Source organism: Mesorhizobium sp. L-8-3 (assembly GCF_016756615.1).
In the GTDB taxonomy this organism is placed as follows: Bacteria; Pseudomonadota; Alphaproteobacteria; order Rhizobiales; family Rhizobiaceae.
Genome location: NZ_AP023262.1, coordinates 8,331,978 through 8,357,398 on the forward strand (window position 1 = coordinate 8,331,978; position 25,421 = coordinate 8,357,398).

The window sequence follows — 25,421 nt, forward strand, 5'->3', positions numbered from 1 at the left end:
ACAGGACAGCCTCAGCGGCTCGCTCGCCCCGCCGCCGGTTCCGGCATCCCTGCACAATACCGACCCTCCTGCCGCCGAATGCCTGGCCCAAGACCCAGTCGACCGCCACGAAGGTTCAGCTGTCATTGATACCAGGACTGAAACAAACGAAGCAATAACGCACCAGAACAGAAAAACTCACGAAACATGCGTGAGCTAAACCTCACAGTGTCGTCGATTGGGCGACATCAACCAACGGAGCACTGACATGTCTACTTTGGCATCCGAACCGATCAACAGCGGCATCGGCAAAATTCTGGCCGCATCAGTGGTCGCCGCCTGGCGCGCGTTTCGCTCGTACAGGGCACGCCGCCTCACCATGTTGAAGCTCTCGGAACTCAATGACCATGAATTGAAGGACATCGGCATAACCCGATCCGAGATCGTTTCGATCGCCTACGGGTCGCCGGGTCAGCGGAGGCGCAGCCATGACAGCATCTGCTTTTGAACCGATCGCCCTCCATCCGGTCGTCGCCGACCCGCATCCGCCTGTCCTGGCATTGCACGCGTCGGCGAGTTCGGGTGCGCAATGGAAGGGGCTCGCCGACTACCTTCGCGGTCGCTACCGGGTGATCGCGCCGGATCTGCCGGGCTATGGCATGGCGTGCCTGCATGGGTCGCGCAACCTCGCTGATATCGCCGACCGCGTGGTCGGAGCGATGCTGGGAACCAGCGTGTCGATGCATGTGGTCGGGCATGGGCTCGGCGCGGCCGTCGCCCTGGAAATCGCGGCGGTGCGCCCGGGTCTCGTGCGCAGCCTGACATTGATCGAACCGATGGCCTTCCATCTCCTGCGGGACGGCGACGGTTCCGATCTGGAACTGTTCAGCGAGCTTTCCGACCTTGCCGGGCGGATGGCTGCCTTGACCGCTGCGGGATGTCCCGAGGCGGGGATGCAGGCCTATGTCGATTTCTGGTATGGCGACGGCGCCTGGAGCAGAACCGGCGCCGGCCTCAGGAAAGTCCTTGCGCGACAGGCAGAGCATGTCGCGCGGGATCTCCTGGGATCGCTTGCATTGAACCGGTCGGCCGCGCACTGGAGCGACATCCGCTGTCCGACGCTTGTCGTCATGGGACTGGAAAGCCCCGTCGCCAGCCTTCGCGTCACCGAGATGGTAGCGGAAACGATCAATGGAGCGCGCCTAATGATGATTTCGGAGGCGGGCCACATGGCGCCGCTGACCGATCCGCACATCATCGATCCCATGATCGGCGTGCATCTCGGAATGGCCGACGGGCTCGGCTGGCCCGTCCGGGACCGCGCAGCCTGACATCAAAAGGCAGTGGATGTCGGTTTCCAGTGGGCGCCGAAGCATCCACCCGTCGTGGATGCTGCGGCATCCACGGGACCCTCGACTGCCGGCGCTGCCCCTCCGGGCCGCCTGGCTTTCGCGCCGACGGGCACGGGCCTCGCGGTCGCGTGCTCCAAAGGTCGATCTTGTCGTGTTGCAGGTTCCGGCGGCAGGCCGATGGCCTATCCAACCATCCGCTTCGGCGCCTTGTCCCTGGCGAGCTTCTTGAATTTCTTGACGACCATGTCGCGCTTCAGCTTCGAGATATGGTCTATGAACAGCACGCCGTTCAGATGGTCGATCTCATGCTGCAGGCAGGTCGCCATCAGTCCGTCAGCCGTGATCTCCTGCTCCTTGCCGTCGCCGTCGACATATCTGACCTTGACCACGGCAGGCCGCTCGACTTCGGCATAGTAATCCGGAATGGACAGGCATCCCTCTTCATAGACCGAGCGCTCGTCGGAGCGCTCGACGATCTCAGGATTGACGAAGATATGCGGAGCCTTCTCCTCGCCCTCCTTGGCAAGGTCGATGACCAGCATCCGGATCGGCTCGCCCACCTGTATCGCTGCAAGCCCTATGCCCGGCGCATCATACATGGTCTCCAGCATGTCGCCGGCGAATTTGCGCAGCGTATCGTCGACGCGCTCCACCGGCCTGGAAACCTGGCGGAGCAACGGATCGGGCAGAAGAATAAGAGGCTTGATCGTCATGCGCCTCACCTATGATGTCGCACTGGAGGCGTCAACCGGCCGTGCCGCCGCATGTTCATGTTCTGATCTGTTTCAGCAGGCCGAATCGGTTATGTTCACGACATGAACGAACTGACGAGCCTCCTGGCCGAACCCGTCGCCCGCCTCGGCGCGACGACGGTCACGCTTGGCCAGGCGTTGGGGCTTGGAGCCGGACTCTTCATTCTGTTCTTCCTCGTCCTGATCATCGCGTTATGGCGGTCGTCCCGCGGCCGCGCAGCCGTGGCGGAGGAGGCGGCCGAGCATGCGCGCGACACTGAAGCCCGCATGACCGCCATCCTGCAGGCCCAGTCGGAAATGCAGGGACGCATGGGCGCGATCGCGGATGTGTTCGGCGCACGTCAGGCCGAGCTCACCCAGGCGATCGGCCAGCGGCTCGATGCGATGACCGGCCGCATCGGCCAGACCATGGCCGACCAGACGCGCTCGACCCACGAGAGTCTCGCGAAGCTGCAGGAGCGGCTGGCGGTGATCGACACGGCCCAGGGCAACATCCAGTCGCTCGCCGGACAGGTCGTGCAACTCCAGGCTATCCTGTCCAACAAACAGGCGCGCGGTGCCTTCGGCCAGGCGCGCATGGAGGCCATCGTTGCCGACGGGCTGGCGCATGGCGCCTATGAGTTCCAGCCGACCCTGTCCAACGGCAGCCGGCCCGACTGCCTCATCAGAATGCCCAACGAAACGCCGTCGCTGGCGATCGACGCGAAGTTCCCGCTCGAAGCGTGGAATGCGATCCGCGCGGCCGAGAGCGCCGACGCACGGCGGGTGGCCGGCCAGGCGTTCCGGCGGGACATCGAGGTCCATATCCGCGATATCGCCGACAAATATCTGATCCCGGGCGAAACGCAGGACACGGCCTTCATGTTCGTGCCTTCCGAATCCGTGTTCGCCGAGATCCACGAGAACTTCGAGGCGATCGTCCAGCGCGCCCACCGGTCGCGGATCGTCATCGTCTCGCCGTCGCTGTTGATGCTGTCGATCCAGGTCATCCAGACGATCCTGAAAGACGCGCGCATGCGCGAGCAGGCGCATCTGATCCAGGGCGAAGTGGCCCGCCTGATGGAGGACGTCGCCCGGCTCGACGAAAGGGTGCGCAAGCTGCAGGTCCATTTCGGCCAGGCGGGCAAGGACATCGACGATATCCTCGTTTCGACAGGCAAGGTCACCAGACGGAGCCGGAAGATCGAGGCGCTCGAACTGGGCGGCGATCGCGCCGATCCGGCAGATGCTGCGGCTGACGGCGAGAACGGCGTGACGGCACGAGCCGCGGAGTCGCGAACCGGGCAGTTGCGGCTGCGCGTCGTGGACGGCGACGAGGCCTGAAAAGGATCAGTTCTCGTGCGGCGATGCAGCCGCCAGCGCCATGCAGATGACCTTTGTCGAACCGGAATGCGCCGCCATCTTGACCTCTTCGCCGCGACTGCGGCGGCCGCCGTAGGTCCTCAAGCAGTTTTCGGCATGGACCGGCGATGCCGATGCAAACCGCCTCTTGAACATCCCGGGACTTCGCGTTTCATTTCATGGCCACCATCCGGAGGAGCGAACCATGGCAAAAGGTCAGATGAAGGCGCCCAAGGAAGCACGCAAGCCCAAGAAGGACGCAAAGAAGCCCGCGGCCCCCGCCATCAAGGCGGCGCCCGTGAAGGCGATGAGGATCAAGGAAAAGTAGCAGCGCCCTTCGAGATCGTCCGAGCCGCGGCTCGTCCGGCCGTCCGCGGCCGGACATATGCGTTGTGTAACTTCTCGACGATCGCGCAGGATTTCGGGCCGATGCGGAAGATTGACTTTCCCGACTGACAGTCTAAGTAAGACCTCGCAAGGACGACCTTGCATTCCCCCAAATAACCGGCAGGGACGACCCGCCACCAACGGAGCGTTCCATGGCGTGGACCTACCTTTTCTTTGCGGGACTTTTCGAGATCGGCTGGGCGATCGGCCTCAAATACACCGATGGTTTCACGAGGCCGATGCCGACGGTTCTGACCGTGGTTTCCATGATCATCAGCCTCGGCTTGCTCGGCCTGGCCCTGAAGACCCTGCCGGTCGGAACCGCCTATGCCATCTGGACCGGCATCGGCACGGTCGGCACGGCCCTGCTCGGCATCTTCCTGCTCGGCGAGCCCGCGACGGCGGTAAGGCTGGCCTGCATCGCGCTGATCGTTGCGGGGATCGTCGGCCTGAAACTCGTCGCGTAGCGGCAGCATCCCGCTGATTGCGGCCGCATGGGCCATGATCGTGCCTCACGGCACGGTCCAATCAGTCGCTGTCCCGAAGCCGGCACGCAGAACGGCAGGGGCGCGGCTCGAGCCACGCCCCTGCCGGCCATCATGGACCGGAATGTCAGACGAAGGGCTTCGGCGGCTGTCGGCCGACCCGCGCCTTGCGCGCGGCATAGCGCGCGTCGCGCTTGGCCTTCCGCTCGGCCTCGTCGGCGAGAACGCGCGCGATACGCTCGTTCTCTTCGGCCTCGCGCAGCCTCGCTTCGTCGCGCGCAGCCTCCTCGGCGATGCGGCGCGCCTCGGCCTCTATGGCCTCGCGCTCCGCACGCTCCTTGGCCTCGCGCGCCAGCCTTTCCTGCTTCAGCCGTTCCTTCTCGGCTTCGCGGATGGCTCGAGCTTCCAGAATCGCCTTGCGTTCCGCCTGCCTTGCCAGCACCTGCGGATCGTCCGCCGCCGGCCTGGCCTTGAATTTATCGAGAAGCGCCTTCTTGGCGTCGTTTGCCGCGTTGCGGCGCTCGTGAAAGTCCTTTTCCCTGTACACTGCCAATTTTATGCCCTGTGGTCGTTCTGCGCCGTTTACATACTTACGGAGCCACGGAGTTCAAGCGCCAAAACGGCAAATCTGTCATGAAAAATGCGGCTGTGGCGCGACGGAAACGCGCAGCCCCGGGCCGGATCGGCAAGCAAACCGATATGCACTGTTCACTCGACAGCCTCTGGAAGCGCTCCGGCGGTGCGGCTAACTGTACCGCACACGACAGAAATTCGGGACGGCATCATGCAACTCGGTCTCTACACATTCGCGGATGTCAGCCCGGTTCCGGGACAGGGCGTGAGTCCGCATCAGCGGCTGCGCAACCTCGTGGAGGAGATCAGGCTTGCCGACGAGGTCGGCCTCGACGTCTTCGGTCTCGGCGAGCATCACCGTCCCGACTATGTCGCCTCGGCGCCGGCGGTGGCCCTGGCGGCGGCGGCCGAGCACACCAGGAACATCAGGCTCACCAGCGCGGTCTCGGTCCTTTCCTCCGACGATCCGGTCCGCGTGTTCCAGCAGTTCGCGACCCTCGACCTGTTGTCCGGCGGCCGCGCCGAGATCATGGCCGGACGCGGCTCCTTCATCGAGTCCTTCCCGCTCTTCGGCTATGATCTCAACGACTACGACACGCTGTTCGCAGAGAAGCTCGACCTGCTGCTGAAAATCCGCGACGCGGAGAAAGTGACCTGGTCGGGCACGCTGCGCGCGCCGATCAACGGGCGAGGCGTCTATCCGCGTCCTTGTCAGGAGAAGCTGCCGATCTGGGTCGCCGTGGGCGGCACGCCGCAATCGGTGGTGCGCGCCGCGCAGCTCTCCCTGCCGCTGGCGCTCGCCATCATCGGCGGCGAGCCCGTCCGCTTCGCGCCCTTCTTCGAGCTCTATCGGGAAGCCGCGCGCCGCGCCGGCAACGATCCCGCGAAGCTCGCCACCAGCATCAATGTCCATGGCTTCATCGCCGAGACGACCGAACAGGCGGCCGACGGCTTCTATGGGCCGCAGGCCGAGGTGATGAACCGGATCGGACGCGAGAGGGGCTGGGGACCGACGAGCCGGGAGCATTTCGACCAGTCCCGGGGGCCTCGCGGGGCCCTGTTCGTGGGCGATCCGGAGACGGTTGCGGAAAAGATCGTCGCCCATCACGAGATCTTCAAGAACGACCGGTTCCTGCTGCAAATGGCGATCGGCACCATGCCGCACGACAAGATCATGAAGGGCATCGAGCTCTACGGCACGAAGGTCGCTCCGCTGGTGCGCAAGGCGGCGACCAGGAAGCAAACCGCCTGAGAGCGGACATCCGGCCAACAAGCCGTTTTCACCACCGCGGCCGATCTGCCGCGCACGACGAGGAGCGGCCAGCCAAGCGGCACCGCTTCATAGGTCCAGCGTTTGCGGCCGGATGATCCGCCTCCTATATGGCTCCGAGGAACAGGATGCCGGCACCGGCTTGCCCGAGAGGCGGCGTCCACGACAACAAATCCTGGAGCCCAAGGCATGGCCGAACTGTCAGTGCTCGATCTTGCGCCCGTCGCCGAAGGCAGCGACGTTTCGCGGTCGCTGGGGAACACGCTGGATCTCGCCCGCCATGTGGAGCGGCTGGGCTACAAGCGCTACTGGCTTGCCGAACACCACAACATGCCCGGGATCGCCAGCGCCGCGACCGCCGTGGTGATCGGACACGTCGCGGCCGGCACCTCCTCCATCCGCGTCGGAGCGGGCGGCATCATGCTGCCCAACCACGCCCCGCTCGTCATCGCCGAGCAATTCGGCACGCTGGCCGCGCTCCATCCCGGCCGCATCGATCTCGGCCTGGGACGGGCGCCGGGCACGGACATGGCGACCGCCCGCGCGCTCAGGCGCAATCTGGATGCCGGCGTCGACAGCTTTCCGCAGGACGTGACCGAACTGATGGCCTGGTTCGCGCCTGCCGGCCCCGACCAGCGCATCCGCGCCGTGCCCGGCGAAGGTCAGGACGTGCCGATCTGGATCCTCGGCTCCAGCACCTACGGCGCGCAGCTCGCCGCGATCCTCGGGCTGCCCTACGCCTTCGCCTCGCATTTCGCGCCGGCCGAGCTTCACAACGCACTGGACATCTATCGCTCACGGTTCCAGCCGTCCGAGCAATTGTCCAAGCCCTATGTCATGCTCGGGCTCAACGTCTTCGCCGCCGACACCGACACCGAGGCGCGGCTGCTGTTCTCCTCGCTTCAGCAGGCCTTCGTCAATCTGCGCACCGGCCGGCCCGGCAAGCTGCCGCCCCCGGTCGAGGACTATGAGAGCGGGCTCGATCCGATGGCACGCGCCATGCTCGGCCAGGCGCTCTCATGCGCGGTGGTCGGTGCGCCCGGGACGGTCGCGCGCGGAATTCAGGATTTCGTGCAACGCACCGGCGCCGACGAGTTGATGGTCACCGCGCAGATCTTCGACCATGAGGCGCGCAAGCGCTCCTTCGAGATCCTCATGCAGGTCCACAAGGACCTGTCAAACGCAGCTTGATGCGCGTGGATGCCGACGCATTCACGCGACCTCGGTCGCCGGCGCGCCGAAATGATCATCGCAGCGCGCCGACGATCTCCTTGTCGGGAAAACAGGTGGGCGCACGGCCGTTGCTGGCCTGCCAGTCGCCGATCGAGCGGCGGGTCTTGAAGCCGGGCAGACCGTCGGCGCCGCCGACGTCATAGCCCTTGGCCTCCAACGCCTGCTGCAGCCCGGCTATGTCGGAGCGATAGAGGCCGCCGACCTTGCCCCAGCGCCCCGCGAAACTCTTGTCGCCGTGTGCGATGCGGTCGGCGCCGTGACCGATGAAGAGCGCATAGAGATCGCTCTCATTGTATTCCTTGAGCACGTAGAAGTTGGGCGTGACGATGAAGGCCGGGCCGTTTCGCCCTGCCGGCATCAAAAGATAGCCTTCCGCGCGCGCCTCGTTTGACGGGAACTGCTTGCCGTTCACGCGGGTGATGCCCACGGCCGCCCATTGCGAGATTTTCTTGCCTTTGTCGGGCCCTTCGAGCGCGCAGGAGACATTATCGGGAACGGTGACCTCGAAGCCCCAGTCTCGTCCTTTCACCCAGCCGTAGTGCACGAGGTAATTGGCGATCGAAGCCAGCGTGTCCGGCACCGAGTTCCAGATGTCGCGTACGCCGTCGCGATCGAAATCGACGGCATGCTCGAGGAATGACGTCGGCAGGAACTGCGGCTGGCCGAGCGCGCCCGCCCAGGAGGACTTCATCATGTCCTTGCTCGCCAGTCCGCGTTCGACGATCTCGAGCGCCGCCAGCACCTCCTTGCGGAACATGTCCTTGCGGGTCGCCAGGAACGCCTTGGTGCCGAGGACCTGGAAGGCGTCGTAGGGAATCCTGGCCGTGCCGAACCCGGATTCGCGCCCCCAGATCGCCAGCACCACGCCGCGCGGGACGCCGTAGCGCTTCTCGACCGCGGCAAGGGTCTGCGCATATTTGCCCGCCCGCGCGCGGCCGCCCGACGTCACGGCACCCACGGTCTTCTCGGCGAAATAGTTGCCGGGCGAGCCGAATTCGGCCTGGTGCTGCTTCTTCGGCGTCTTCGGCTTCTCGCCCGGCATCACCAGATCGGGCAGATCGAGATTGGGCCTCACGCCGGCGAAGGCGGCGTCGAAAGTGGTCTTGGAGATGCCGCGCGACTTCGCCTCCGGCCAGAGGTCATTTGCCAGCCAGGCCCGGAACAGGGCGTTCACGTCGGCCGCCGATGCGGGGAGCGGGCAAAGGATGGCGACGCTCAACGACACGACGATCAGGCGCAGGCGGGCAAGCCAGGCCGAATGCCGACGCAGGAAGACCGGCCAATTCGACATGCCGGCAGGAAGAGGTTTCTTTGCAATAACCATCATCCCCCCGTGCCTGTCGAATGCGTCAAAATGCGGTCCGCGATTTGAGTGCCGCGGCAAGCGTGCCCTCGTCGAGATAATCGAGCTCGCCGCCCACCGGCACGCCATGCGCCAAGCGCGTCACCTTGATGTCGAAGGCGGAAAGCTGGTCGGTGAGATAGTGCGCCGTCGTCTGCCCTTCGACCGTGGCGTTGACGGCCAGGATCACCTCGCGCACCTCGCCCTCGGCGAGACGCGCCACGAGCCCCTTGATGTTCAGGTCGTCGGGCCCGACGCCGTCCAGGGGCGACAAGGTTCCGCCAAGGACGTGATATCGCACATTCATCGCCCCTGCCCGCTCCAGCGCCCAGAGGTCGGCGACATCCTCCACCACGATGATGGTGGCGGGATCGCGGCGCGGATCGGAACATAAGGTGCAGGGATCGATCGTGTCGACATTGCCGCAACGGGAGCAGATCCGCACCTTCTCCACCGCCTCACCCATGGCTGCGGCGAGCGGAGCGAGGAGTTGCTCCTTCTTCTTGATGAGGTGAAGGGCGGCGCGACGCGCCGATCTTGGTCCCAGGCCCGGCACCTTGGCGAGGAGCTGGATCAGGCGTTCGATCTCGGGGCCGGCGATTCGTTTCGACATGCGGCTGATTTAGGGTTTTTCCCGCCGCTTTGGAACATGTGACCCGCCTGGCACGGGGGCATGCTGCCAAACGGGCGTCGCCGCGGCCGACGAAACCAGTCGATTCCGGCGCCGGCGCGCAGGCCCTACGGCCGGTCCTGGCTTGCGATCAGCATGCCGATCGCGTCGGCTTCCGACGGGCTCACATTGAACGACATGACAGGCTGATCGGCCTCGGGTTCGGCCCGGGCAACGGTCGTGACGGGCACCGGCCGGGCGTCCGTGGCCGGGATCGAGGCGGTCTTGATTGTCTCGACCTCAGGCGCGGCCGAAGCGATCGCCGTCTCCGGCTCGGCCGGCGCGGGTGCCTTCCGGCGGCTGCGCTTCTCGTAGAAGGCATTGCCGCCTGCCACCAGCACGTAGTGCATGTTCTTGTAGGGGAACTTCAGGCCGGCCGTGTGGAAGAACATGGCGTTCTTCACCTTCGGATGGCGCTCGCCCTTCAGAACGGCATCGGCCGCCTCCTGGACGTCAGGCAACGCCTTCGAGTTCATCGGGCGGCTCAGCACGCCGCGGGCGAATTGCCCCTTTTCCCCGACGACGTCGCAGACGGTGTCGCCGTGCTTTCCTGAATCGAGCCGGTTCATGACCACGCTTCCAACCGCAACCAGGCCTTCACGGCTGGAACGCCTGGACTCGAAGAACATGGCCCGCGCGAGACATTCGCGGTCCTTGGCGGTGTAGCCATAGGCGCGCGTGCTCGCGGTCTTCGGCTTCACGCCTTCGGCGAGTTGGGAAGTCTGGCTGCAACCGGCCAGCAGGAAAGGAGCGGTGACGGCGCTGAAGATCGCAGCCGTCGTCCATCGGACGGCGAACAATTGTGTCCCCTCAGTCTAACCGCCGCCACGCCCCTGATGACGGCCAGAATGAGTTTGTTTCCGGCAAAATGATGACCAATTGGTGAATGGTGATTGGTGATTGGTGAATTGGAGTGCACCCCTTGATTGAGACACGCTAATCAAGTGACAGGGCCTCTGAGGAGGTGCCATGCCACAACAACCGAAGCGTGTCTTTTCCGTTGCCTTCAAGGAAGCAGCCCTGCGCCGGCTGGACGCGGGTGAGTCGCTCGCCGCCGTGGCGCGTGAGCTGCAGATCGTGCGCAAGCTGCTGTATGACTGGCGGGCTGCCTATCGGGCGCACGGCGCTGCCGGGCTGGAGAACCGCAAGCCCGGGCGCAAGCCCGGCCGGCTCAGGGTTCGCGATGCCATGGCGGTCAAGCCGCCGCCAGAACTGCCCGGCGATCTGGCGCAAGCCCACGCCCGGATCGCCGAACTCGAGCGCAAGATCGGGCGCCAGCAGATGGAGCTCGATTTTTTTCGCAGAGCCTTGCATCTGGTGAGCGGAACGGCGGCGCAGGCCGCCACCGCCCCCACATCTACGCGGCCATCGAGGAAATGACCGCACAGATGCAAGGCAGCCTCGACGTCCGCCGGCTGTGTGCCCTCGCCGGTGTCTCACGGGCAGGCTTCTACCGGTATCGGCAAGAGCAGGCACCGGCTCGCGCCGACGCGGAACTGCGCGACATGATCCAGAAACTCAGCCTCAAACACCGCCACTACGGCTATCGGCGCATCGCAGCCCAATTGCACCGCGACGGCGTGCCGGTGAATGCCAAACGTGTGTTGCGGCTCATGCGCGAGGACAATCTCCTGTGCATGCGCACCAGGCCCTACGTGCCGCGCACCACCGACAGCCGGCATGGCTACCGCATCCTGCCCAATCTGGTGCGCGGGCTCGTGCCCTCCGGCATCGATCAGATCTGGGTCGCCGACATCACTTATGTCCGCCTGGTCGAGGCCTTCGTCTATCTCGCCGTCATCCTCGATGCCTTCTCGCGCAGGGTGATCGGCTGGGCTCTCGACGATCACCTCGAAGCCCGCCTGGCGCTGCATGCCCGCGACATGGCCATCGCCGCGCGCAAACCGCAGGCCGGGAGCCTCATCCATCACTCCGACCGGGGCGTCCAGTATGCCTGCAGCGATTATGCCAACCGCCTCGACAGCCAGGGCATCCGCATCAGCATGAGCGGCGTCGCCAACCCGTACGACAATGCCAAGGCCGAGAGCTTCATGAAGACGCTCAAGGCCGAGGAGGTCAACGGCAAAAGCTACACCACCCTCGACCACGCCCGCCGCGACATAGCCATCTTCCTGGAAACCACATACAATCGCGAACGGCTACATTCCGCCCTCGGATATCAGCCACCAGTTGAATTCGAAGCCGGCTTGAACCAACCCCAAACCCGATAACCGATCAACCAATGCACCCCTGTCACTTGATTTCCATGTCTCACTTGAGGGGTGCACTCCAGCACGTCACCGTAATTCTGTGCTGATATCGGCTGATCCCGATCGGCGCGAACAAGAGCTTCGCAGTGTGGCTGCGCTCTTTCGCTTCATTTGTCCGTCCTTCAATCGAGGCCGGACTCTAATCCCAACTGGTCGAAATTACCCGTGGCAGGTCATTGCGCCGAAACCACCAGTCGTGATTAGATTAGATTAAACTGGTTGAACAGTAACTAGACTGCAAGAGGAATGTTCTCCCGCATGGGCACAATTGCGTACATTGATGAGGAGTTCCGCGACGTTGTAGGCAGCGGGACCGTCAATATCGAGGTCGGGACAACTGGCTACGCCGGTGAGGGACCGCAAATGTATGTCAAAGTGGATGACCGGTCCGTGATACTATCGCATAAGGACGCGGCCAAACTCTGCGAAGCCTTCGCCGGGGTGGCTACATATCTCGGATACCCCCGCGATTAGGATGTTGACAGAGCGAGAACGCACGAAACTGTTGGGGATCTGGGGCGAACACAAGGCGCTCGCTCTTCTGGCGCGTGCTGGATTTTCAACTGTGCGCGATGTCAACGCTGAGACGTTCAATCATCCCTTCGGCGACATCTACGCCGAGCGTGCGGGGGAGCGTTACCTGATTGGTGTCAAGACCCGCAACAAGTATCAGGTTAATGGCAGTCTAAATCCCACGTACAACGTCCGGAAGAAGGGAGCGGACGTGCTGGCGATCGCCCGACCTTACAAAGCTCAACTCGCATGGGTAACAGTTCAAGTTATTCCCGAGCGGCAAGTCTTTTGGAGCTACTTCGGTACGATCGCTTTGATTGAGGACCGCGGGGAGCGCTTTTCAATTCCGATGCAGGTGTCCGCTATCCGCCGATATGAGTGCCTTGCCTATGAGGAGACAGACACCACACTGAGGTTGGAGTTCTCGAATGGGGGTTATGCTGGTCAGTGCGACTGAGCTGGGCTTATAGGCATAAAAACCAGTCTTCCCGAAGACGCTACTGCCAAGGGCGAGCGTGAAATGCCGTCCAAGAATCACATGACCGGAATGCGCGGCGTTTATCTCGCCGCAACCGAACTCACTCGGCTCAGTCTGATCGTTTCGATCACATCTCGCAATGCCAGAGGAGTCGATTTGCTGGCAACGGATCAGTCATGTAGGAAGACTTGGTCAATCAAGTCCTTGCCCGTTTTCCAGTCTCAGCGAGACCGTAGCGCCAGCGGAGCAGGCGTAGCCCGAAGCGCGCAATCCAAAAAGCGCTGTAGCAAGGGCGGAGGCTGTGGGGAAACGGGCTTTGATGCCTTTAGGTATCAAAGAAACCCCAACTCGCCGCCACGACAAGCAGGGCGGTTCCAATCCAATAAAGACCCCGGAATATCCAACGGTTGACGCGTTCAGTCAGGGTGACATTGCTGTATGTCTGGATTTCCCACCCTTTTGTGGCCAGCGTGGCCCAAAGCAGGATTGCGGCGCCACCTACCGCAAACACGGTGACGGCTGTACCAGACGGCCCGAAGAAGAAGGCGGCCAGCCAACCTACGGCGAAACCCACCAATGCCGCCGATACGCCCGAAAGCAGGGCACCACCCAATGCTCTCCGGACCGCATTTATACGGTATGGCTCCACAGCATCCGGCTGCGTCTCCAGTGCCTTCATGTTCTCCTGCTCGATTGCGTCGAACGATGCCGGCGAGAACAATGCCAGGAAGCAAAGCCGGATCGCCTCGGAAAAGGAAACGGGCGTCGGTTGTTTCAATGCCATGGCCAAATCGCCCCTTCCGCTCCAACTACTTCAATCTATCTGCGTTCCGCTCGATCAGCCCCCAAAGCTCCTGATCGTCAGTACCTCGGAAGCAAAGAGCCCCTGACCTTATCAGGACCTTGCGGACCTCATCGTCATCGAGGCCATGAAGGCGCTTCTTGATCTCGCCAAACGATCTCAATGACCAGTCCGGCGAAAGCAGAAGTTTCCGGGCTGCCGCCTCTGTGGCGAATTCAAGCTGATAGTCCCGGCGAATCTTCTTCTCGAAAGAATCAATTTGGTGTCTCAGCGACCGCTCGGACGCGATATACGCGAGGATACTTGAGATGATCGCAACAAGGATTGGAATCAAGATTTCCATATGCCCCTCCCAACGTGAACGACACCGCAGGAAGATGACACCTATAGGTGACATGCGCAATTTGAGACGACGTGCAGGCACATCGCCGCGATCTGGCGTAGACCTGACTTCAATACGACTTCCGCATCTCGGTCAGTTTCACCGTCACGCCGAGCAGGCCAAATTTCTCCGGATAGATCAACTGGAACGCATGAAGAGACCAGAGGCCGACACGGGCAGTGGTCGCAAGCGACCAATCGAGCGCTACCCCATCACCTTGCAGATACACAGCTTCAATCGTTCTGCGATCTTCACCCTTTTCCATGCGCAGGCTGGCAGAGAAGCCACGCTCATTTGGGTGACCGCCGAAATCAATCATGGCTTCGTACAACTCCTCAAAGAGGTCTCCCAGCTTTGACGAGAGCCCACGAAGGTGCTGCTTTATATTGCCTATAGCGAACTCTTTCCTGACTTGGGCCTTTTCCGCATCGCCATCGTGTCGCCGGAGCCAACGTTCGGCCCGTTCCGTGTCGGCCCCGATAAAGACGCCATAGGCCGCGAGCTCGAGGCACGAACGCAGTAGCGCAGCCACTTCGTATGTCTGTCCAGCCATAGAAACCCCAGAAGCTGCTGCATAGGCGCTGTGCGAGCGCAGCATGAAAATCATCGGAAAATACGGGCGAGGATTGATCGCGCCGACAAGGATTTTCCGGAACAAAGCGTCGATCTGGATCAGGTCCTTAACTGCATCCTTGTTGGCAAAAGTCGCAAACTGATTACCCCGAAAATCGTCAAGATAACGGGTAAGATCATCTTCTCCCCACCCCCCTGGTGGTCTCACATTGGCGCGCGACATGGAAACTCCACTACAATAATAGTTTTGCTCTTATTTACCCCGAGTCGGGTACCCTGAACATGTCATTCTGAAAAGGATCGCCGCCGCTAGGCGACGATCCTGCCGCGTCGGCGGGCCTCGACGGCGTATTCCGACAGCGGTTTCGACGCATGGAAATGATGGTCGCGCTCGACCAGAAGGCCCATGCGCCCGCGAAGGGCGGAGATTTCGGCGAGGCTGGCGTAGCCCAGTTCTGGGCTGCCCAGGCCGAGGTCACACAGCCCGAAAAGCGTGTCGTGGTCGGGCAGGAGCTCGGTAAAAAGCCAGGTCGCGTTCGCATCGGGGGTGAAGAATTTCACGACTGGGAAGTGGTCGCGTGCGCCGCTGGAGGACTGCTCCGCATTCGCGCGGAGCTTGTCCCTGAGTTCGCGAGTGAGGAGCATTAGCCCTGCTCCTTCTCGGTGCGGACGCGGAGAACGAGGCGACCGGAGAGCGGGACTGCGGAGAGGGTGACGTTGAAACCTTGGCCGTCGCCGTGGGACCATGCGCAGCCGACTTTCGTCCAGAAGGCTCGATCACCTTCGCCTTCGATCACGTATACGCCGTGAGAGGGGTGGTTCTTCGCGGGTGCTGCTTCCTTCTTTGCCATGTTGGCCTCCATCCGGCCGCCCCTTGCGGCCGTTCCGGAAACCTCTGACGACGGGACTAGCGAGCTAGCTGGATGACCGAAGGGCACGCTTGCGCCAGTCCATGAGCGTTGCGGAGCGACCGTCGTAGGAACGCAGGAGGAAACGGCGCGGGAGCGGCTTGGGGAGGCCTATGGCAGGAGAGGCAGCACCCCGCGAGACATTCCCGTGCCGTCGGCATACGGGCGAGGAGCGGCCTGTTATAGGCGAGGTTGGTACAAATTTGGTACAAAATGCGACACGCGGCAAAAACGTTGACCGCCACAACGTCTGGTGGAGGGCGATTTCGTCAATGTTTTCAAGGGTTTGGGAGGTGGCTTGGGAACCTGGATTCGAACCAGGACTAACGGAGTCAGAGTCCGCTGGTCTACCGTTAACCTATTCCCCAGCAGGCGGCTTGCGAGCCGCGAGCGGCAGCCGTGTCGGCTGTGCGGCCTGCGTATCGCGCAAGGCCTCAAAATAGTCAACCCCGCTTGCGCATTCAACCGTTGAAGAAAATGAAGGCGCCGCTGACGCAGGGCGAGGGCGGTCCTGCGCATGCGTCGCTCCCGCGCTGCCCCTTGCTTCAAGTCGGTTCCGGCGCTTTCCCTGCTTCCGCCGAGACGGGTAACTCCGGCTTCAAGCCGGCGCTTCTCCCGCCGTCGTGCTTGAGGTCTGCGCGTCTATGCCGGGTTGGGGAGGCCGGTCTACCCCAAGGGTCGCCGGCGCCTGGCGAGTTGGCTGCGTTCGAAGCCGATCACCACGACCAGCGCCAGGAGCAGCGGCGCGATCAGGTAGAACAGCCGGAACACCAAGAGGGCCGTGAGCACGGACACCGTGTCCATGTCGGGGAAGCCGGCCAGCGCCACGATCTCGAACACGCCTATGCCTCCGGGGGCATGGGTGGCCGAGGCCACGGAGAAGGCGACGATGAAGACGCCGAGCACGATGATGAAGCCGGGATTGCCCGCCTCGGGCAAGGCGAAATAGATGATCGAAGCGGCGCCGATGAGCTCGAGCGGGCCGATCTATGAGCTGGCGCGCCACATTCGGCAGGGTGGGGTAGTCGAGGCGCACCCTCCGCCGCGACATAGCCATCTTCCTGGAAACCACATACAATCGCGAACGGCTACATTCCGCCCTCGGATATCAGCCACCAGTTGAATTCGAAGCCGGCTTGAACCAACCCCAAACCCGATAACCGATCAACCAATGCACCCCTGTCACTTGATTTCCATGTCTCACTTGAGGGGTGCACTCCAGAATGGTGAATGGTGAATGGTGAATGGTGAATGGTGAATGGTGAATGGTGAATGGTGAATGGTGAATGGTGAATGGTGAATGGTGAATGGTGAATGGTGAATGGTGAATGGTGAATGGTGAATGGTGAATGGTGAATGGTGAAGAAATGACGCAGCGTGCCTCGGTCGGTCAACCACCCGTTCTACCATTCACCATTTTACCATTCACCCCTAAAACGGCAGCTTCATGCCGGGCGGGATCGGCAGTCCGGCCGTCAGTTCCCTGGTCTTCTCCTGCATGGCCGTCTCGACCTTGACCTTGGCATCGTTGTGGGCGGCGAGGATTAGGTCTTCGAGGATTTCGGCCTCGTCTTCCTTCAGCAGCGAGCGATCGACTTCGAGCTTCTTCATCTCGAACTTGCCCGTAAGCGTGAGCTTGACGAGACCACCGCCCGACTGGCCCGTGGCCTCCATGGTGGCGATCTCTTCCTGCAGGGCCTGGAACTTGGCTTGCATTTCCTTGGCCTTGCCCATCAGGCCGAGAAGATCCTTCATGTCCGTCTCCATCTCGCGTTCAGGCGACGCCGGCCGCGCCGCATCGCAGCATCCTATACGGCCTACAGCATGTCGCGTGAAAAGGACGCGACATGCTGTAGGCACTTGATTTTGCGCATGTCTTTGTCCCGAAACCGCGGTAGACTTTCGGGAGACATGCTTAGAGCAGTTCGTCGTCGTCGTCGAGGTCCTGCTCGGGCGGTGGCGGCGCGTCCTCGTCCACGGCGTCGGGCGCGTCGGGAATGCGTATGTCGATGATCCTGGCGCCGGGGAACTTGGCCAGGATGGCGGCGACCGTCGGATCGCTCTTGGCGTCGAGTATGGCGATTTCACGCTTCTCGGTCTCGACTTCGGCAATGGTCTGGCTCCCCTCCTCCTCGCGCGACAGCGAAACCAGCCATGGACGTCCCGTCCAGGCCTTCAATTTGACGGTAAGATCGCCGAGCAGCGTCTTGGGCGCGTCGCTGGTCAGCGTCACGTCGAGGCGGCCGGGCTCTATGCTGACCAGCCGCACGCAGCGCTTGACCAGCACCTTGAGCGCCATGTCCCGATGCTGGTCGGCGAGATTGGCGATGTCGGCGAGCGATTTCACCGGAACGGCTTGCGCTTCCGGCTCAGCCGCGGGCGCGGCCCGCATCTCGCGGGGCTGCGCGTCCACCAGGCGCATGGTCTGGCCGCCGCCTGCGACCTGGGGCATGCGCGCCTGGGCGATCGCGCTCGCGCCGTTGTCCGCGGGTTGCGATGCGCCGTTCCCGCCGGCGGGACGCGGGCCGCCACCGGCCGGCACCGATGCCGTGCCGTCCAGCGACCGCAGCGCCTCGTCGAGTGTCGGCAGCGTCGCGGCATGCGCGATGCGGATCAGCACCATCTCGCCGGCGCTGACCGGTCGGTTCGAACCCTGCACTTCGGGAATGCCCTTGAGCAGCATCTGCCAGCAACGGGAGAGCACGCGCACCGACAAGGTTTGCGAAAAGGCGACGCCGCGCTGGCGCTCGGTCTCGGTGAGCGAGGCGTCCTCCGCCGCCGAGGGGATGAATTTCAGCCGGGTCACCAGATGGTTGAACTCGGCAAGGTCGGTAAGCACCGTCGCCGGATCGGCGCCGGTGTCGTACTGGGCCCGAAACTCGTTCAGTGCCGCCGCCCCGTCGCCTTTCATGAGATGCTCGAAGAGGTCGATCACGCGGCCGCGATCGCCGAGGCCGAGCATCATACGCACCGCTTCGGCGGTCACCGTGCCGCCGCCGTGGGCGATGGCCTGGTCGAAGATGGAAAGAGCGTCGCGCGCCGAACCTTCCGCCGCGCGCGCCACCATGGCCAGCGCCTCGTCCTCGATGCTCACGCCTTCGAGGCCGGCGATCCGGCCGAGATGCGCGGTGAGCTGGCTGGCGTCGATGCGGCGCAGGTCGAAGCGCTGGCAACGCGACAGGATGGTGATCGGGACTTTCCGGATCTCGGTAGTGGCAAAGATGAACTTCACATGCGGCGGCGGCTCTTCGAGCGTCTTCAGCAGGCCGTTGAAGGCCTGCGTGGAGAGCATGTGAACCTCGTCGATGATGTAGACCTTGTAGCGCGACGATACCGGTGCGTAGCGGACCTGCTCGATAATCTCGCGGATGTCGTCGATACCGGTATGCGAGGCGGCGTCCATCTCGATCACGTCGACATGACGGCCTTCCATGATCGCCTGGCAATGCTCGCCCGGCGTGGAGAGGTCGACGGATGGCTGGTCAACCTCGGCGGTCCTGTAGTTGAGCGCCCGGGCGAGGATGCGCGCCGTCGTCGTCTTGCCGACGCCGCGCACGCCTGTCAACATCCAGGCCTGCGCGATACGGCCGGTCGAAAAGGCGTTGGTGAGGGTGCGGACCATCGGCTCCTGGCCGATTAGGCTCGTGAAATCGGCCGGACGGTATTTGCGGGCGAGCACGCGATAGGCGGCGCCGGCCTTGCCCTTCTGGTCGTTTCCGGCTTCGCTCATCGCCTGGTGCCGCTCCGTTGGCGCGATCAGGCGCCGATTCCTCGAAAGAATTTTCGCCCGCGCCGCAATGCGCCGTCAACAGGACAGCCCGAAGCAGGGGACGAATGGCGAAGAGGTGGGAGGCTGGAACAATGACCCGTTCCGGGCTCGTTAGGGCTGCTTCCTTCCGGACCTGACCCGGTTGGCGAGTGGATCGTCCACCACCAACCTCCCGCTGTCCATATCGGCAATCCCGCCGCAAATTGCAAGTCCGCAAGAGCCGCGCGCCGATTCGTCGCCCTCCAGCCGTGCGACATGCGCCTGAAGGAAAGGCTTGCAGGCCGATAGCCGGCGCTCTAGCCTTCATCCAACGACACGAGGAAACTCCCATGATGCCCGTGAAGACGGCCGGGTTCAAGCTCGATGCGCGGCTGGAGGCCGACAGCGAGCCGGTCATATGGCTCGGCCTTTGCGAGTTGCGGCTGATGAACGACCGCCGCTGGCCCTGGGTGCTGCTCGTGCCGCAAAGGCCCGGCGCCGAGGAAATCCACGATCTGACGCCGCTCGACCAGGCCATGCTCACCTTCGAGACCAACATGGTCGCCCAGGCCCTGAAAAGTGTCACCGGATGCAGCAAGATCAACAGCGGAGCGCTCGGCAACATCGTGCGGCAACTCCATGTCCACATCGTCGCCAGGTCCGAGGGCGATCCCGGCTGGCCGGGGCCCGTCTGGGGGCACGGCATCCGCGAGCCCTATCGCCGCGAAGACCTGCACGGCTTCTCGGAAAAGCTGCGCAGCGCCCTGTGAGCGACGCGCCCCTGCGATGAACGCCTTGCGGCATCCACTATTGGCGAGGCGGCGAGGCCCCATCTCTGAAACTCTTGACGTCGGAATGCCGGGGAGCCCCCGGATGAATCTCTCAACCACCGCGCCTGCTGCGAGGACCCCATGACATTTCGCCTCTTCGACGCGCCGTTGCGCGAGCCCAGCCATTTCGTCGGCTATTCCGGCAACAGGATCGATCGCCGGTCCGAGGAACGCGCCGACGACTCCGCATCGGCCGCTCTCGCCGATCGCTCGGCACGGCTGATGCTGATGCGCGGCGGCCGGGTTTATCTGAAGCTCAACGGTACCGGCTTCGATCCCTATTACGAATTGTCCGAGAGCGCCCCGCTGAGGCCGAAGCTCGAACACGCCGTGCTGCTCGGCTGGGCGCCGGAGGGACCGCGGCTCGCCGTGCCGGCGGGGCTCGATCCTGAAGAGCTGCCCGACGAAATCAAGGCGATCGACTACCGTTCGGTGAACGTCCAGGGCCTGCTCGACGAGGAGGGCCTGGGCGTGGTCGCGCAGGGAGCCGCGTTGCTCGCCTGGCATTCCAGCCATCGTTTCTGCGGCAAATGCGGCGCGTCGACCGAGATACGGGCCGGCGGATACAAGCGCCTCTGCGCGAACTGCGGCACCGAACATTTCCCGCGGACGGATCCGGTGGCGATCATGCTGGCCGTCACCGCCGATCGCTGCGTGCTCGGGCGCGGCCCTCACTTCGCGCCCGGCATGTATTCGGCGCTGGCGGGCTTCATCGAGCCCGGCGAGACGATCGAGAATGCGGTGCGCCGGGAGGTCTTCGAAGAAGCCGGCATCCGGCTCGGCCGCGTCGTCTATCACGCCTCGCAGCCCTGGCCGTTTCCCTATTCGCTGATGATCGGTTGTTTCGGCGAAGCCCTCGACGAAGACCTCCGCTATGACGGCCGCGAGTTGGAAGACTGCCGCTGGTTCACGCGCGCCCAGGTGCGCGAAATCCTCGCCGGCACCTCGACCGGCGGCGTCTTCGTCCCCCCCAAGGCGGCGATCGCCCACCACCTCATCCGCGCCTGGGCCGAAAGCGGCTGATATCGATGGGTGTGGATGCTGACGCATCCACATGAGAAGGGCTCAGTCGTCCCCGCCCTGCGTCTCGCGGAAGGGATGTGCGTCGTAGACGCCCAGTATCCTCACCTCGCGCGAGAAGAAGCGCAGCTCCTTCAGCGCCTGCGCCACGTTGACGTCGTCGGGGTGCCCCTCGATGTCGGCATAGAATTGCGTGGAGAAGAACTTGCCGCCGAGCTGGTAGCTCTCCAGCTTGGTCATGTTGACGCCGTTGGTCGCGAAACCACCCATGGCCTTGTAGAGGGCCGCCGGGATGTTGTGCACGCGGAACACGAAGGTCGTCATGATCGCCGCCGCGGGATCGACGCGCTCCGCCCAGGATTCGGTCTTCGACAGCACGACGAAGCGTGTCACATTGTTGTCGGCATCCTCGACATTCTCGGCCACGATATCGAGCCCGTAGAGCGAGGCCGCCAGCCTTGGGGCAAGGGCGGCGTTGTGCGGATTGCCCTCCTCGGCCACGAGCCTCGCCGCGCCGGCGGTGTCGCCGGCGACCATCGGCTTCCAGCGGTGCTTGCGGATCACCTTGCGGCATTGGCCGAGCGCGTGGATGTGGCTGTAGACGGCCTTGATGTCTTCGATCCTGCGGCCAGGCAGCACCATCAGCTGGAAATGGATCGGCAGGAAATATTCGCCCACGATGTGCAGCCGCGATTCCGGCAGCAGATGATGGATGTCGGCAACCCGGCCGGCGATCGTGTTCTCGATCGGGATCATGGCGAGGTCGGCCTTGCCGGTCTCGACCGCGATGAAGGCGTCTTCGAAGGTCGCGCAGGGCAACGGCTCCATATCAGGATAGACGTTACGGCAGGCGGTATCGGAATTCGCGCCCGGTTCGCCCTGGAACGAGATTCTGTTGGTTTTCGGCGGCATGATCGACCTTGTCGTTATGAAAGCATCTGTCTGGCGCGCTCGAGGTCCTCGGGCGTATCCACGCCCAGCGGCACCGAGCGCACGATCTCGGCATCGATGCGCATGCCGGCCTCCAGCGCGCGCAATTGTTCGAGCCGCTCGCGCTTCTCCAGCGGCGATGGCCCCAGGGAGACGAAGCGTTCGAGCGCGGCGCGGCGATAGGCATAGAGCCCGACATGATGATAGAGCGGCCCCTCGCCCCACGGCGCGGTCGCCCGCGTGAAATAAAGCGCCCTCAGCCTCGTCTCCGAGACTGGCGAGGCGACGATCTTCACCACGTTCGGGTTCGTCTTCTCGTCCTCTCGGCAGATCTCGACACCGAGTGTCGCGATGTCGACGGCGGGATCATCGAGGGGAGCGAGTGCTGCGCGTATCGTGGCGGGCTCGACCGTCGGCAGGTCCCCCTGCAGGTTGACCACCGTTTCGACCCTTGCCTCGGGATCGAGCCGCTTCAGCGCCTCGAAGATGCGGTCCGAGCCGGATTCATGGTCGCCTCGGGTCATCACGGCCTCGAAGCCATGGGCGCGCACGGCTTCCGCGACAGCCTCGGCATCGGTCGCCACGACGACCCGCCCGAGGCCGCTATCGGCCGCGCGGCAGGCCACATGCACGATCATCGGCTTGCCGGCGATGTCGGCGAGCGGCTTGCCGGGCAGCCGGGTCGAAGCCATGCGGGCAGGAATCAGGACGAGGCTGGACATCGGGCTGGCTGGTCTCGGTCGAAAAGGCTGTCAGAAGGTGGCAAAAGGTCTCACTGGCTGCGCCCTTATAGGTGTTGCAAGGGGCAAGCAAAAGACCTAGTTTCCCGCGCGATTTGAGCGGCTTCGGCCGGCAATGGAATCTGTACGGCGTGGGCTCGACTGCGGCCTGCGGCGGGGGAAAGGGAGCCTCGCGGCGAATGGACTCGTTTGAATTGAACAAGCTGATCGGGGCGTTCCTCGGAACCCTCTTCGTGGTCTTCTCGATCGGCATCGTTTCGGATTCGATCTTCGCCGCCCCGGTTCCGGAAAAGCCCGGCTTCGGCATAGAGGCCGCCGAGGAAGATCACGGCGGCGCCGCGGCCGGCGCCGAACAGCCCGCCGAGGAGCCGATCGCCGCGCTGCTCGCCAAGGCCGACGCAACCGCCGGACAGGCGGTGTTCAAGAAGTGCGCCGCCTGCCACACCGACGACAGCGGCGGCGCCAACAAGGTCGGCCCGAACCTCTGGAATATCGTCAACCGGCCGATCGCCTCGCATGAGGGCTTCTCCTATTCGGCTGCGATGAAGGAATTCGCCCAGGGCGGATCCGTCGTCTGGGACTACGAGCACCTGAACCACTTCCTCACGTCGCCGAAGGGTTACATCAAGGGCACCGCGATGGGCTTCGCCGGCGTCAAGAAGCCCGAGGAGCGCGCGAACCTGATCGCCTATCTGCGCACGACGGCCGACAGCCCGGCGCCGCTGCCAGAAGCCGGCGCGGCGCCCGCGCCTGAGAATGCTTCGGCACCGGCCGAAGGCGCGGCCCCCGCCCAGCCTGCCCCGGCACAATGACGAAAATGTAATCTTCGGATCATGAAAAAGCCGGGTTCAGCCCGGCTTTTTTGTTAGAGATTCGAAATGCGGTCCGGTTTCCGCCCAGGCGAAGGTTTCCATGCCGGACGGATGCACTAGACTGACGACAGCCACGAAGCGGAGGACCGAATGAACGAACGCATGAACCGGATTGCGCAAACCGCCGGCCTCGCGGCAATCCTGTTCGGCTTCGGCCTCGGCGCATCCCTGGCGGACGAATGGCGCACCGTGTCGTCGCTGATCGGCGTGTCAAAATATGACAAGGGATTCGAGCGCTACGACTATGTGAACCCTGACGCGCCGAAGGGCGGAACGCTCGACAGCACGGTCAACGGCACTTTCGACAGCTTCAACCCGTTCATCCCGCGCGGCACCCCGGTCGCAGGCCTCACCGAGTTCGGGGGCGGGCTGCTTTATGAGACACTGATGAACCAGGCGACGGACGAGCCGGGAACGAGCCACCCGCTCATCGCCGAGGCGTTCCAATATCCCGACGACTTCTCATCGGCGACCTACAGGCTCGACCCGAATGCGAAGTGGCACGACGGCAAGCCGATCACCGCGAAGGACGTCGTCTGGTCCTTCGACGTGCTGAAGGCCAACAGTCCGGCATACAACCGCTACTTCCACAATGTCACCGAAGCCGTCGCACTGTCGGAGCACGAAGTCCGTTTCACCTTCGATCAGAAGGGCAACCGCGAACTGCCCCACATCATGGGCGACCTCGTCGTGCTGCCCAGGCATTGGTGGGAAGGCGCGGACGCCTCCGGCAAGAAACGCGACATTACCCAGCCGACGCTGGAGCCGCCGCTGGGCTCCGGCGCCTATCGGATCGAGAGCTTCAAACCCGGCTCGGAGATCGTCTGGGCGCGCGTTCCCGACTACTGGGGCGCGAAGCTGCCGGTCAATATCGGACGTCAGAACTTCGACAAGCGCCGCTACGTCTATTTCCAGGACGACAATGCCGAATGGCAGGCCTTCACCAAGGGCGGCTACGAGGACATCAGGGTCGAGAACAGCTCCAGGCGGTGGGCCACCGAATACAACTTCCCCGCGTTCATGGACGGCGACGTGAAGAAGCACGCGTTCCAGCAGACCGCAGGCGAGCCTATGCAGGGGTTCGTGCTGAACCAGCGACGTCCGCAGTTCCAGGATCGGCTCGTTCGCGAAGCGCTGACCTATGCCTTCGATTTCGAGAGCATGAACCGCAACCTCTTCTACGGCCTCTACAAGCGGACCGACAGCTACTTCCAGGGCGGCGAGTTGGCGTCGAGCGGATTGCCGGAAGGCGTAGAGCTCGATATCCTGAACGAATTCAAGGACAAGCTGCCGCCCGAGCTGTTCACGCAACCGTTCAAGCTGCCGGTATTCGATAGTCCCAAGGCGACCCGGGACAATTTGCGCAAGGCCTTCGACCTGTTCAAGCAGGCAGGCTGGACGAACAAGGGCGGCAAGCTGGTCAACGCCAAGGGCGAGCAGTTCAGGATCGAATTCCTGGGCCGCGACCCCAACGACGACCGGATCACAAGCCCCTTCATCGACAATCTGCGCAAGCTCGGCATCGACGCGACGCTGCGCATCGTCGACACCAGCCAATATATCAACCGCACGCGCGCCTTCGATTTCGACGTCGTGACGACGGTGATGATGCAGTCGCAGTCGCCGGGCAACGAGCAACGCGATTTCTGGAGCAGCCCGGCCGCCGACATTCAAGGTTCGCGCAACCTGATGGGCATCAAGGACCCTGTCGTCGACGCGCTCGTCGACAAGGTCGTCTTCGCCAAGGACCGCGCCGAACTGATCGCGGCGACCCATGCCCTCGACCGGGTGCTGCTGTGGAACTACTACGTGATACCGCAATGGCACAATCCGGACGCCTGGATCGCCTATTGGAACAAGTTCGGCATTCCGGAGAAGCAGCCGAGCTACATCGGCGCCGACGTCGATTCCTGGTGGATCGACAAGGACAAGGAGGCCGCGCTGGCCGCCAGATACAAGAACGCCAATTGA

28 protein-coding genes, 1 tRNA gene, 1 other RNA gene and 1 pseudogene are annotated in these 25,421 nt (G+C 63.5%); 14 read left to right on the plus strand and 17 right to left on the minus strand.

The genetic code is table 11. The annotated features are described in order from the left end of the window. Positions 1–247: 247 nt before the first annotated feature. Both JN302_RS38245 and JN302_RS38250 read left to right on the plus strand, forming a co-directional pair. Positions 248–487: a DUF1127 domain-containing protein gene (locus JN302_RS38245; protein WP_202331105.1), complete on the plus strand. Its 240-nt coding sequence runs from the start codon at positions 248–250 to the stop codon at positions 485–487. Further along, a complete protein-coding gene (locus JN302_RS38250) occupies positions 468–1,310 on the plus strand; it encodes an alpha/beta fold hydrolase (RefSeq protein ID WP_202309410.1) in 843 nt (280 codons plus the stop codon). The genes JN302_RS38245 and JN302_RS38250 overlap by 20 nt, the downstream gene beginning before the upstream one ends. 203 nt (positions 1,311–1,513) lie before the next feature. Here JN302_RS38250 and def read toward each other — a convergent pair whose 3' ends face one another. After that, entirely contained in the window at positions 1,514–2,044 is a 531-nt protein-coding gene (gene def / locus JN302_RS38255) for a peptide deformylase (protein WP_202309411.1), read from the minus strand. A 102-nt stretch (positions 2,045–2,146) separates the two neighbouring features. Here def and JN302_RS38260 point away from each other — a divergent pair, with 102 nt between their 5' ends. From JN302_RS38260 to sugE, 3 genes are all read left to right on the plus strand, one after another. Beyond that, positions 2,147–3,406 (plus strand): DNA recombination protein RmuC, encoded by a 1,260-nt coding sequence (locus tag JN302_RS38260; RefSeq protein ID WP_202309412.1) that lies wholly within the window; start codon positions 2,147–2,149, stop codon positions 3,404–3,406. A 223-nt stretch (positions 3,407–3,629) separates the two neighbouring features. Next, complete coding sequence (locus tag JN302_RS39730; protein WP_274609055.1) at positions 3,630–3,752, plus strand: hypothetical protein; 123 nt, start codon at positions 3,630–3,632, stop codon at positions 3,750–3,752. A 211-nt stretch (positions 3,753–3,963) separates the two neighbouring features. After that, positions 3,964–4,278, plus strand: coding sequence for a quaternary ammonium compound efflux SMR transporter SugE (sugE, locus tag JN302_RS38265; RefSeq protein ID WP_202309413.1), 315 nt, complete (start codon positions 3,964–3,966; stop codon positions 4,276–4,278). A gap of 145 nt (positions 4,279–4,423) precedes the next feature. Here sugE and JN302_RS38270 read toward each other — a convergent pair whose 3' ends face one another. Next, positions 4,424–4,849 (minus strand): DUF6481 family protein, encoded by a 426-nt coding sequence (locus JN302_RS38270; RefSeq protein WP_202331106.1) that lies wholly within the window; start codon positions 4,847–4,849, stop codon positions 4,424–4,426. A gap of 231 nt (positions 4,850–5,080) precedes the next feature. Here JN302_RS38270 and JN302_RS38275 point away from each other — a divergent pair, with 231 nt between their 5' ends. Then, a complete protein-coding gene (locus tag JN302_RS38275) occupies positions 5,081–6,121 on the plus strand; it encodes an LLM class flavin-dependent oxidoreductase (protein ID WP_202309415.1) in 1,041 nt (346 codons plus the stop codon). Between the two features lie 207 nt (positions 6,122–6,328). After that, positions 6,329–7,330, plus strand: coding sequence for an LLM class flavin-dependent oxidoreductase (locus JN302_RS38280; protein WP_202309416.1), 1,002 nt, complete (start codon positions 6,329–6,331; stop codon positions 7,328–7,330). Positions 7,331–7,385: 55 nt separating this feature from the next. Here JN302_RS38280 and JN302_RS38285 read toward each other — a convergent pair whose 3' ends face one another. From JN302_RS38285 to JN302_RS38295, 3 genes are all read right to left on the minus strand, one after another. Next, positions 7,386–8,696: a lytic murein transglycosylase gene (locus tag JN302_RS38285; protein ID WP_446720780.1), complete on the minus strand. Its 1,311-nt coding sequence runs from the start codon at positions 8,694–8,696 to the stop codon at positions 7,386–7,388. Positions 8,697–8,721: 25 nt separating this feature from the next. Then, complete coding sequence (recR, locus tag JN302_RS38290) at positions 8,722–9,327, minus strand: recombination mediator RecR (protein ID WP_202309417.1); 606 nt, start codon at positions 9,325–9,327, stop codon at positions 8,722–8,724. 125 nt (positions 9,328–9,452) lie between these two features. Next, positions 9,453–10,184, minus strand: coding sequence for a cell wall hydrolase (locus JN302_RS38295; RefSeq protein ID WP_202309418.1), 732 nt, complete (start codon positions 10,182–10,184; stop codon positions 9,453–9,455). Between the two features lie 169 nt (positions 10,185–10,353). Between JN302_RS38295 and JN302_RS38300 the strand changes: the two genes are divergently transcribed. The 3 genes from JN302_RS38300 (at position 10,354) to JN302_RS38310 (ending at position 12,624) form a co-directional block, all read left to right on the plus strand. Continuing rightward, entirely contained in the window at positions 10,354–10,764 is a 411-nt protein-coding gene (locus JN302_RS38300; RefSeq protein ID WP_202331107.1) for a helix-turn-helix domain-containing protein, read from the plus strand. Continuing rightward, on the plus strand, positions 10,761–11,615 hold the full coding sequence (locus JN302_RS38305; RefSeq protein WP_202331108.1) for an IS3 family transposase: 855 nt from the start codon (positions 10,761–10,763) through the stop codon (positions 11,613–11,615). Before JN302_RS38300 ends, JN302_RS38305 begins: the two co-directional genes overlap by 4 nt. A gap of 514 nt (positions 11,616–12,129) precedes the next feature. Further along, a complete protein-coding gene (locus JN302_RS38310) occupies positions 12,130–12,624 on the plus strand; it encodes a hypothetical protein (protein WP_202331109.1) in 495 nt (164 codons plus the stop codon). A gap of 346 nt (positions 12,625–12,970) precedes the next feature. On the opposite strand, the gene JN302_RS38315 is transcribed toward JN302_RS38310, so the two are convergent. The 10 genes and pseudogenes from JN302_RS38315 to ffs all read right to left on the minus strand — a co-directional run bounded on the left by JN302_RS38315 (position 12,971) and on the right by ffs (position 19,252). Continuing rightward, positions 12,971–13,429: a hypothetical protein gene (locus tag JN302_RS38315; RefSeq protein ID WP_202331110.1), complete on the minus strand. Its 459-nt coding sequence runs from the start codon at positions 13,427–13,429 to the stop codon at positions 12,971–12,973. 25 nt (positions 13,430–13,454) lie between these two features. Then, the gene (locus JN302_RS38320; protein ID WP_202331111.1) at positions 13,455–13,790 is read right to left on the minus strand and encodes a hypothetical protein; all 336 of its coding nucleotides are present in this window, start codon (positions 13,788–13,790) and stop codon (positions 13,455–13,457) included. Positions 13,791–13,899: 109 nt separating this feature from the next. Further along, positions 13,900–14,625 carry a hypothetical protein gene (locus JN302_RS38325; RefSeq protein ID WP_202331112.1) on the minus strand — a complete coding sequence of 242 codons (726 nt, stop codon included), beginning with the start codon at positions 14,623–14,625 and terminating at the stop codon, positions 13,900–13,902. Between the two features lie 86 nt (positions 14,626–14,711). After that, a complete protein-coding gene (locus tag JN302_RS38330) occupies positions 14,712–15,047 on the minus strand; it encodes a DUF2958 domain-containing protein (RefSeq protein WP_202331113.1) in 336 nt (111 codons plus the stop codon). Then, on the minus strand, positions 15,047–15,253 hold the full coding sequence (locus JN302_RS38335) for a hypothetical protein (protein ID WP_202331114.1): 207 nt from the start codon (positions 15,251–15,253) through the stop codon (positions 15,047–15,049). The genes JN302_RS38330 and JN302_RS38335 overlap by 1 nt, the downstream gene beginning before the upstream one ends. 351 nt (positions 15,254–15,604) lie before the next feature. Beyond that, positions 15,605–15,679: transfer RNA gene (locus tag JN302_RS38340), tRNA-Gln, on the minus strand. Positions 15,680–15,976: 297 nt separating this feature from the next. Next, positions 15,977–16,340: pseudogene (locus JN302_RS38345) on the minus strand (UPF0104 family protein); the annotation flags it as partial. Positions 16,341–16,741: 401 nt separating this feature from the next. Then, positions 16,742–17,065, minus strand: a complete 324-nt coding sequence (locus JN302_RS38350; protein WP_202331116.1) for a YbaB/EbfC family nucleoid-associated protein — start codon at positions 17,063–17,065, stop codon at positions 16,742–16,744. Between the two features lie 160 nt (positions 17,066–17,225). Then, positions 17,226–19,040 carry a DNA polymerase III subunit gamma/tau gene (locus JN302_RS38355; protein WP_202331117.1) on the minus strand — a complete coding sequence of 605 codons (1,815 nt, stop codon included), beginning with the start codon at positions 19,038–19,040 and terminating at the stop codon, positions 17,226–17,228. Positions 19,041–19,155: 115 nt separating this feature from the next. Continuing rightward, positions 19,156–19,252: signal recognition particle sRNA small type (gene ffs, locus JN302_RS38360), an RNA gene on the minus strand. A 156-nt stretch (positions 19,253–19,408) separates the two neighbouring features. Here ffs and JN302_RS38365 point away from each other — a divergent pair. Both JN302_RS38365 and nudC read left to right on the plus strand, forming a co-directional pair. Beyond that, positions 19,409–19,828, plus strand: coding sequence for an HIT domain-containing protein (locus JN302_RS38365; RefSeq protein ID WP_202309421.1), 420 nt, complete (start codon positions 19,409–19,411; stop codon positions 19,826–19,828). Between the two features lie 141 nt (positions 19,829–19,969). Next, the gene (gene nudC, locus JN302_RS38370) at positions 19,970–20,911 is read left to right on the plus strand and encodes an NAD(+) diphosphatase (protein WP_202331118.1); all 942 of its coding nucleotides are present in this window, start codon (positions 19,970–19,972) and stop codon (positions 20,909–20,911) included. A gap of 42 nt (positions 20,912–20,953) precedes the next feature. Here nudC and JN302_RS38375 read toward each other — a convergent pair whose 3' ends face one another. Together JN302_RS38375 and JN302_RS38380 are read right to left on the minus strand one after the other, a co-directional pair. Then, positions 20,954–21,820, minus strand: coding sequence for a prephenate dehydratase (locus tag JN302_RS38375; protein ID WP_202309423.1), 867 nt, complete (start codon positions 21,818–21,820; stop codon positions 20,954–20,956). 14 nt (positions 21,821–21,834) lie between these two features. Next, on the minus strand, positions 21,835–22,560 hold the full coding sequence (locus tag JN302_RS38380) for a 3-deoxy-manno-octulosonate cytidylyltransferase (RefSeq protein ID WP_202331119.1): 726 nt from the start codon (positions 22,558–22,560) through the stop codon (positions 21,835–21,837). Positions 22,561–22,757: 197 nt separating this feature from the next. Between JN302_RS38380 and JN302_RS38385 the strand changes: the two genes are divergently transcribed. Together JN302_RS38385 and JN302_RS38390 are read left to right on the plus strand one after the other, a co-directional pair. Next, the gene (locus JN302_RS38385) at positions 22,758–23,390 is read left to right on the plus strand and encodes a c-type cytochrome (protein WP_202331120.1); all 633 of its coding nucleotides are present in this window, start codon (positions 22,758–22,760) and stop codon (positions 23,388–23,390) included. 150 nt (positions 23,391–23,540) lie between these two features. Beyond that, complete coding sequence (locus JN302_RS38390) at positions 23,541–25,421, plus strand: extracellular solute-binding protein (RefSeq protein ID WP_446720703.1); 1,881 nt, start codon at positions 23,541–23,543, stop codon at positions 25,419–25,421.

What these genes read in the sequence shown, in the direction of transcription:
- JN302_RS38245 (WP_202331105.1), top strand. Translation starts at nt 248, where the DNA reads ATGTCTACTTTGGCATCCGAACCGATCAACAGCGGCATCGGCAAAATT.
- JN302_RS38250 (WP_202309410.1), top strand. Translation starts at nt 468, where the DNA reads ATGACAGCATCTGCTTTTGAACCGATCGCCCTCCATCCGGTCGTCGCC.
- def (WP_202309411.1), bottom strand. Translation starts at nt 2,044, where the DNA reads ATGACGATCAAGCCTCTTATTCTTCTGCCCGATCCGTTGCTCCGCCAG.
- JN302_RS38260 (WP_202309412.1), top strand. Translation starts at nt 2,147, where the DNA reads ATGAACGAACTGACGAGCCTCCTGGCCGAACCCGTCGCCCGCCTCGGC.
- JN302_RS39730 (WP_274609055.1), top strand. Translation starts at nt 3,630, where the DNA reads ATGGCAAAAGGTCAGATGAAGGCGCCCAAGGAAGCACGCAAGCCCAAG.
- sugE (WP_202309413.1), top strand. Translation starts at nt 3,964, where the DNA reads ATGGCGTGGACCTACCTTTTCTTTGCGGGACTTTTCGAGATCGGCTGG.
- JN302_RS38275 (WP_202309415.1), top strand. Translation starts at nt 5,081, where the DNA reads ATGCAACTCGGTCTCTACACATTCGCGGATGTCAGCCCGGTTCCGGGA.
- JN302_RS38280 (WP_202309416.1), top strand. Translation starts at nt 6,329, where the DNA reads ATGGCCGAACTGTCAGTGCTCGATCTTGCGCCCGTCGCCGAAGGCAGC.
- JN302_RS38285 (WP_446720780.1), bottom strand. Translation starts at nt 8,696, where the DNA reads ATGGTTATTGCAAAGAAACCTCTTCCTGCCGGCATGTCGAATTGGCCG.
- recR (WP_202309417.1), bottom strand. Translation starts at nt 9,327, where the DNA reads ATGTCGAAACGAATCGCCGGCCCCGAGATCGAACGCCTGATCCAGCTC.
- JN302_RS38300 (WP_202331107.1), top strand. Translation starts at nt 10,354, where the DNA reads ATGCCACAACAACCGAAGCGTGTCTTTTCCGTTGCCTTCAAGGAAGCA.
- JN302_RS38305 (WP_202331108.1), top strand. Translation starts at nt 10,761, where the DNA reads ATGACCGCACAGATGCAAGGCAGCCTCGACGTCCGCCGGCTGTGTGCC.
- JN302_RS38310 (WP_202331109.1), top strand. Translation starts at nt 12,130, where the DNA reads ATGTTGACAGAGCGAGAACGCACGAAACTGTTGGGGATCTGGGGCGAA.
- JN302_RS38315 (WP_202331110.1), bottom strand. Translation starts at nt 13,429, where the DNA reads ATGGCATTGAAACAACCGACGCCCGTTTCCTTTTCCGAGGCGATCCGG.
- JN302_RS38320 (WP_202331111.1), bottom strand. Translation starts at nt 13,790, where the DNA reads ATGGAAATCTTGATTCCAATCCTTGTTGCGATCATCTCAAGTATCCTC.
- JN302_RS38325 (WP_202331112.1), bottom strand. Translation starts at nt 14,625, where the DNA reads ATGTCGCGCGCCAATGTGAGACCACCAGGGGGGTGGGGAGAAGATGAT.
- JN302_RS38330 (WP_202331113.1), bottom strand. Translation starts at nt 15,047, where the DNA reads ATGCTCCTCACTCGCGAACTCAGGGACAAGCTCCGCGCGAATGCGGAG.
- JN302_RS38335 (WP_202331114.1), bottom strand. Translation starts at nt 15,253, where the DNA reads ATGGCAAAGAAGGAAGCAGCACCCGCGAAGAACCACCCCTCTCACGGC.
- JN302_RS38350 (WP_202331116.1), bottom strand. Translation starts at nt 17,065, where the DNA reads ATGAAGGATCTTCTCGGCCTGATGGGCAAGGCCAAGGAAATGCAAGCC.
- JN302_RS38355 (WP_202331117.1), bottom strand. Translation starts at nt 19,040, where the DNA reads ATGAGCGAAGCCGGAAACGACCAGAAGGGCAAGGCCGGCGCCGCCTAT.
- JN302_RS38365 (WP_202309421.1), top strand. Translation starts at nt 19,409, where the DNA reads ATGATGCCCGTGAAGACGGCCGGGTTCAAGCTCGATGCGCGGCTGGAG.
- nudC (WP_202331118.1), top strand. Translation starts at nt 19,970, where the DNA reads ATGACATTTCGCCTCTTCGACGCGCCGTTGCGCGAGCCCAGCCATTTC.
- JN302_RS38375 (WP_202309423.1), bottom strand. Translation starts at nt 21,820, where the DNA reads ATGCCGCCGAAAACCAACAGAATCTCGTTCCAGGGCGAACCGGGCGCG.
- JN302_RS38380 (WP_202331119.1), bottom strand. Translation starts at nt 22,560, where the DNA reads ATGTCCAGCCTCGTCCTGATTCCTGCCCGCATGGCTTCGACCCGGCTG.
- JN302_RS38385 (WP_202331120.1), top strand. Translation starts at nt 22,758, where the DNA reads ATGGACTCGTTTGAATTGAACAAGCTGATCGGGGCGTTCCTCGGAACC.
- JN302_RS38390 (WP_446720703.1), top strand. Translation starts at nt 23,541, where the DNA reads ATGAACGAACGCATGAACCGGATTGCGCAAACCGCCGGCCTCGCGGCA.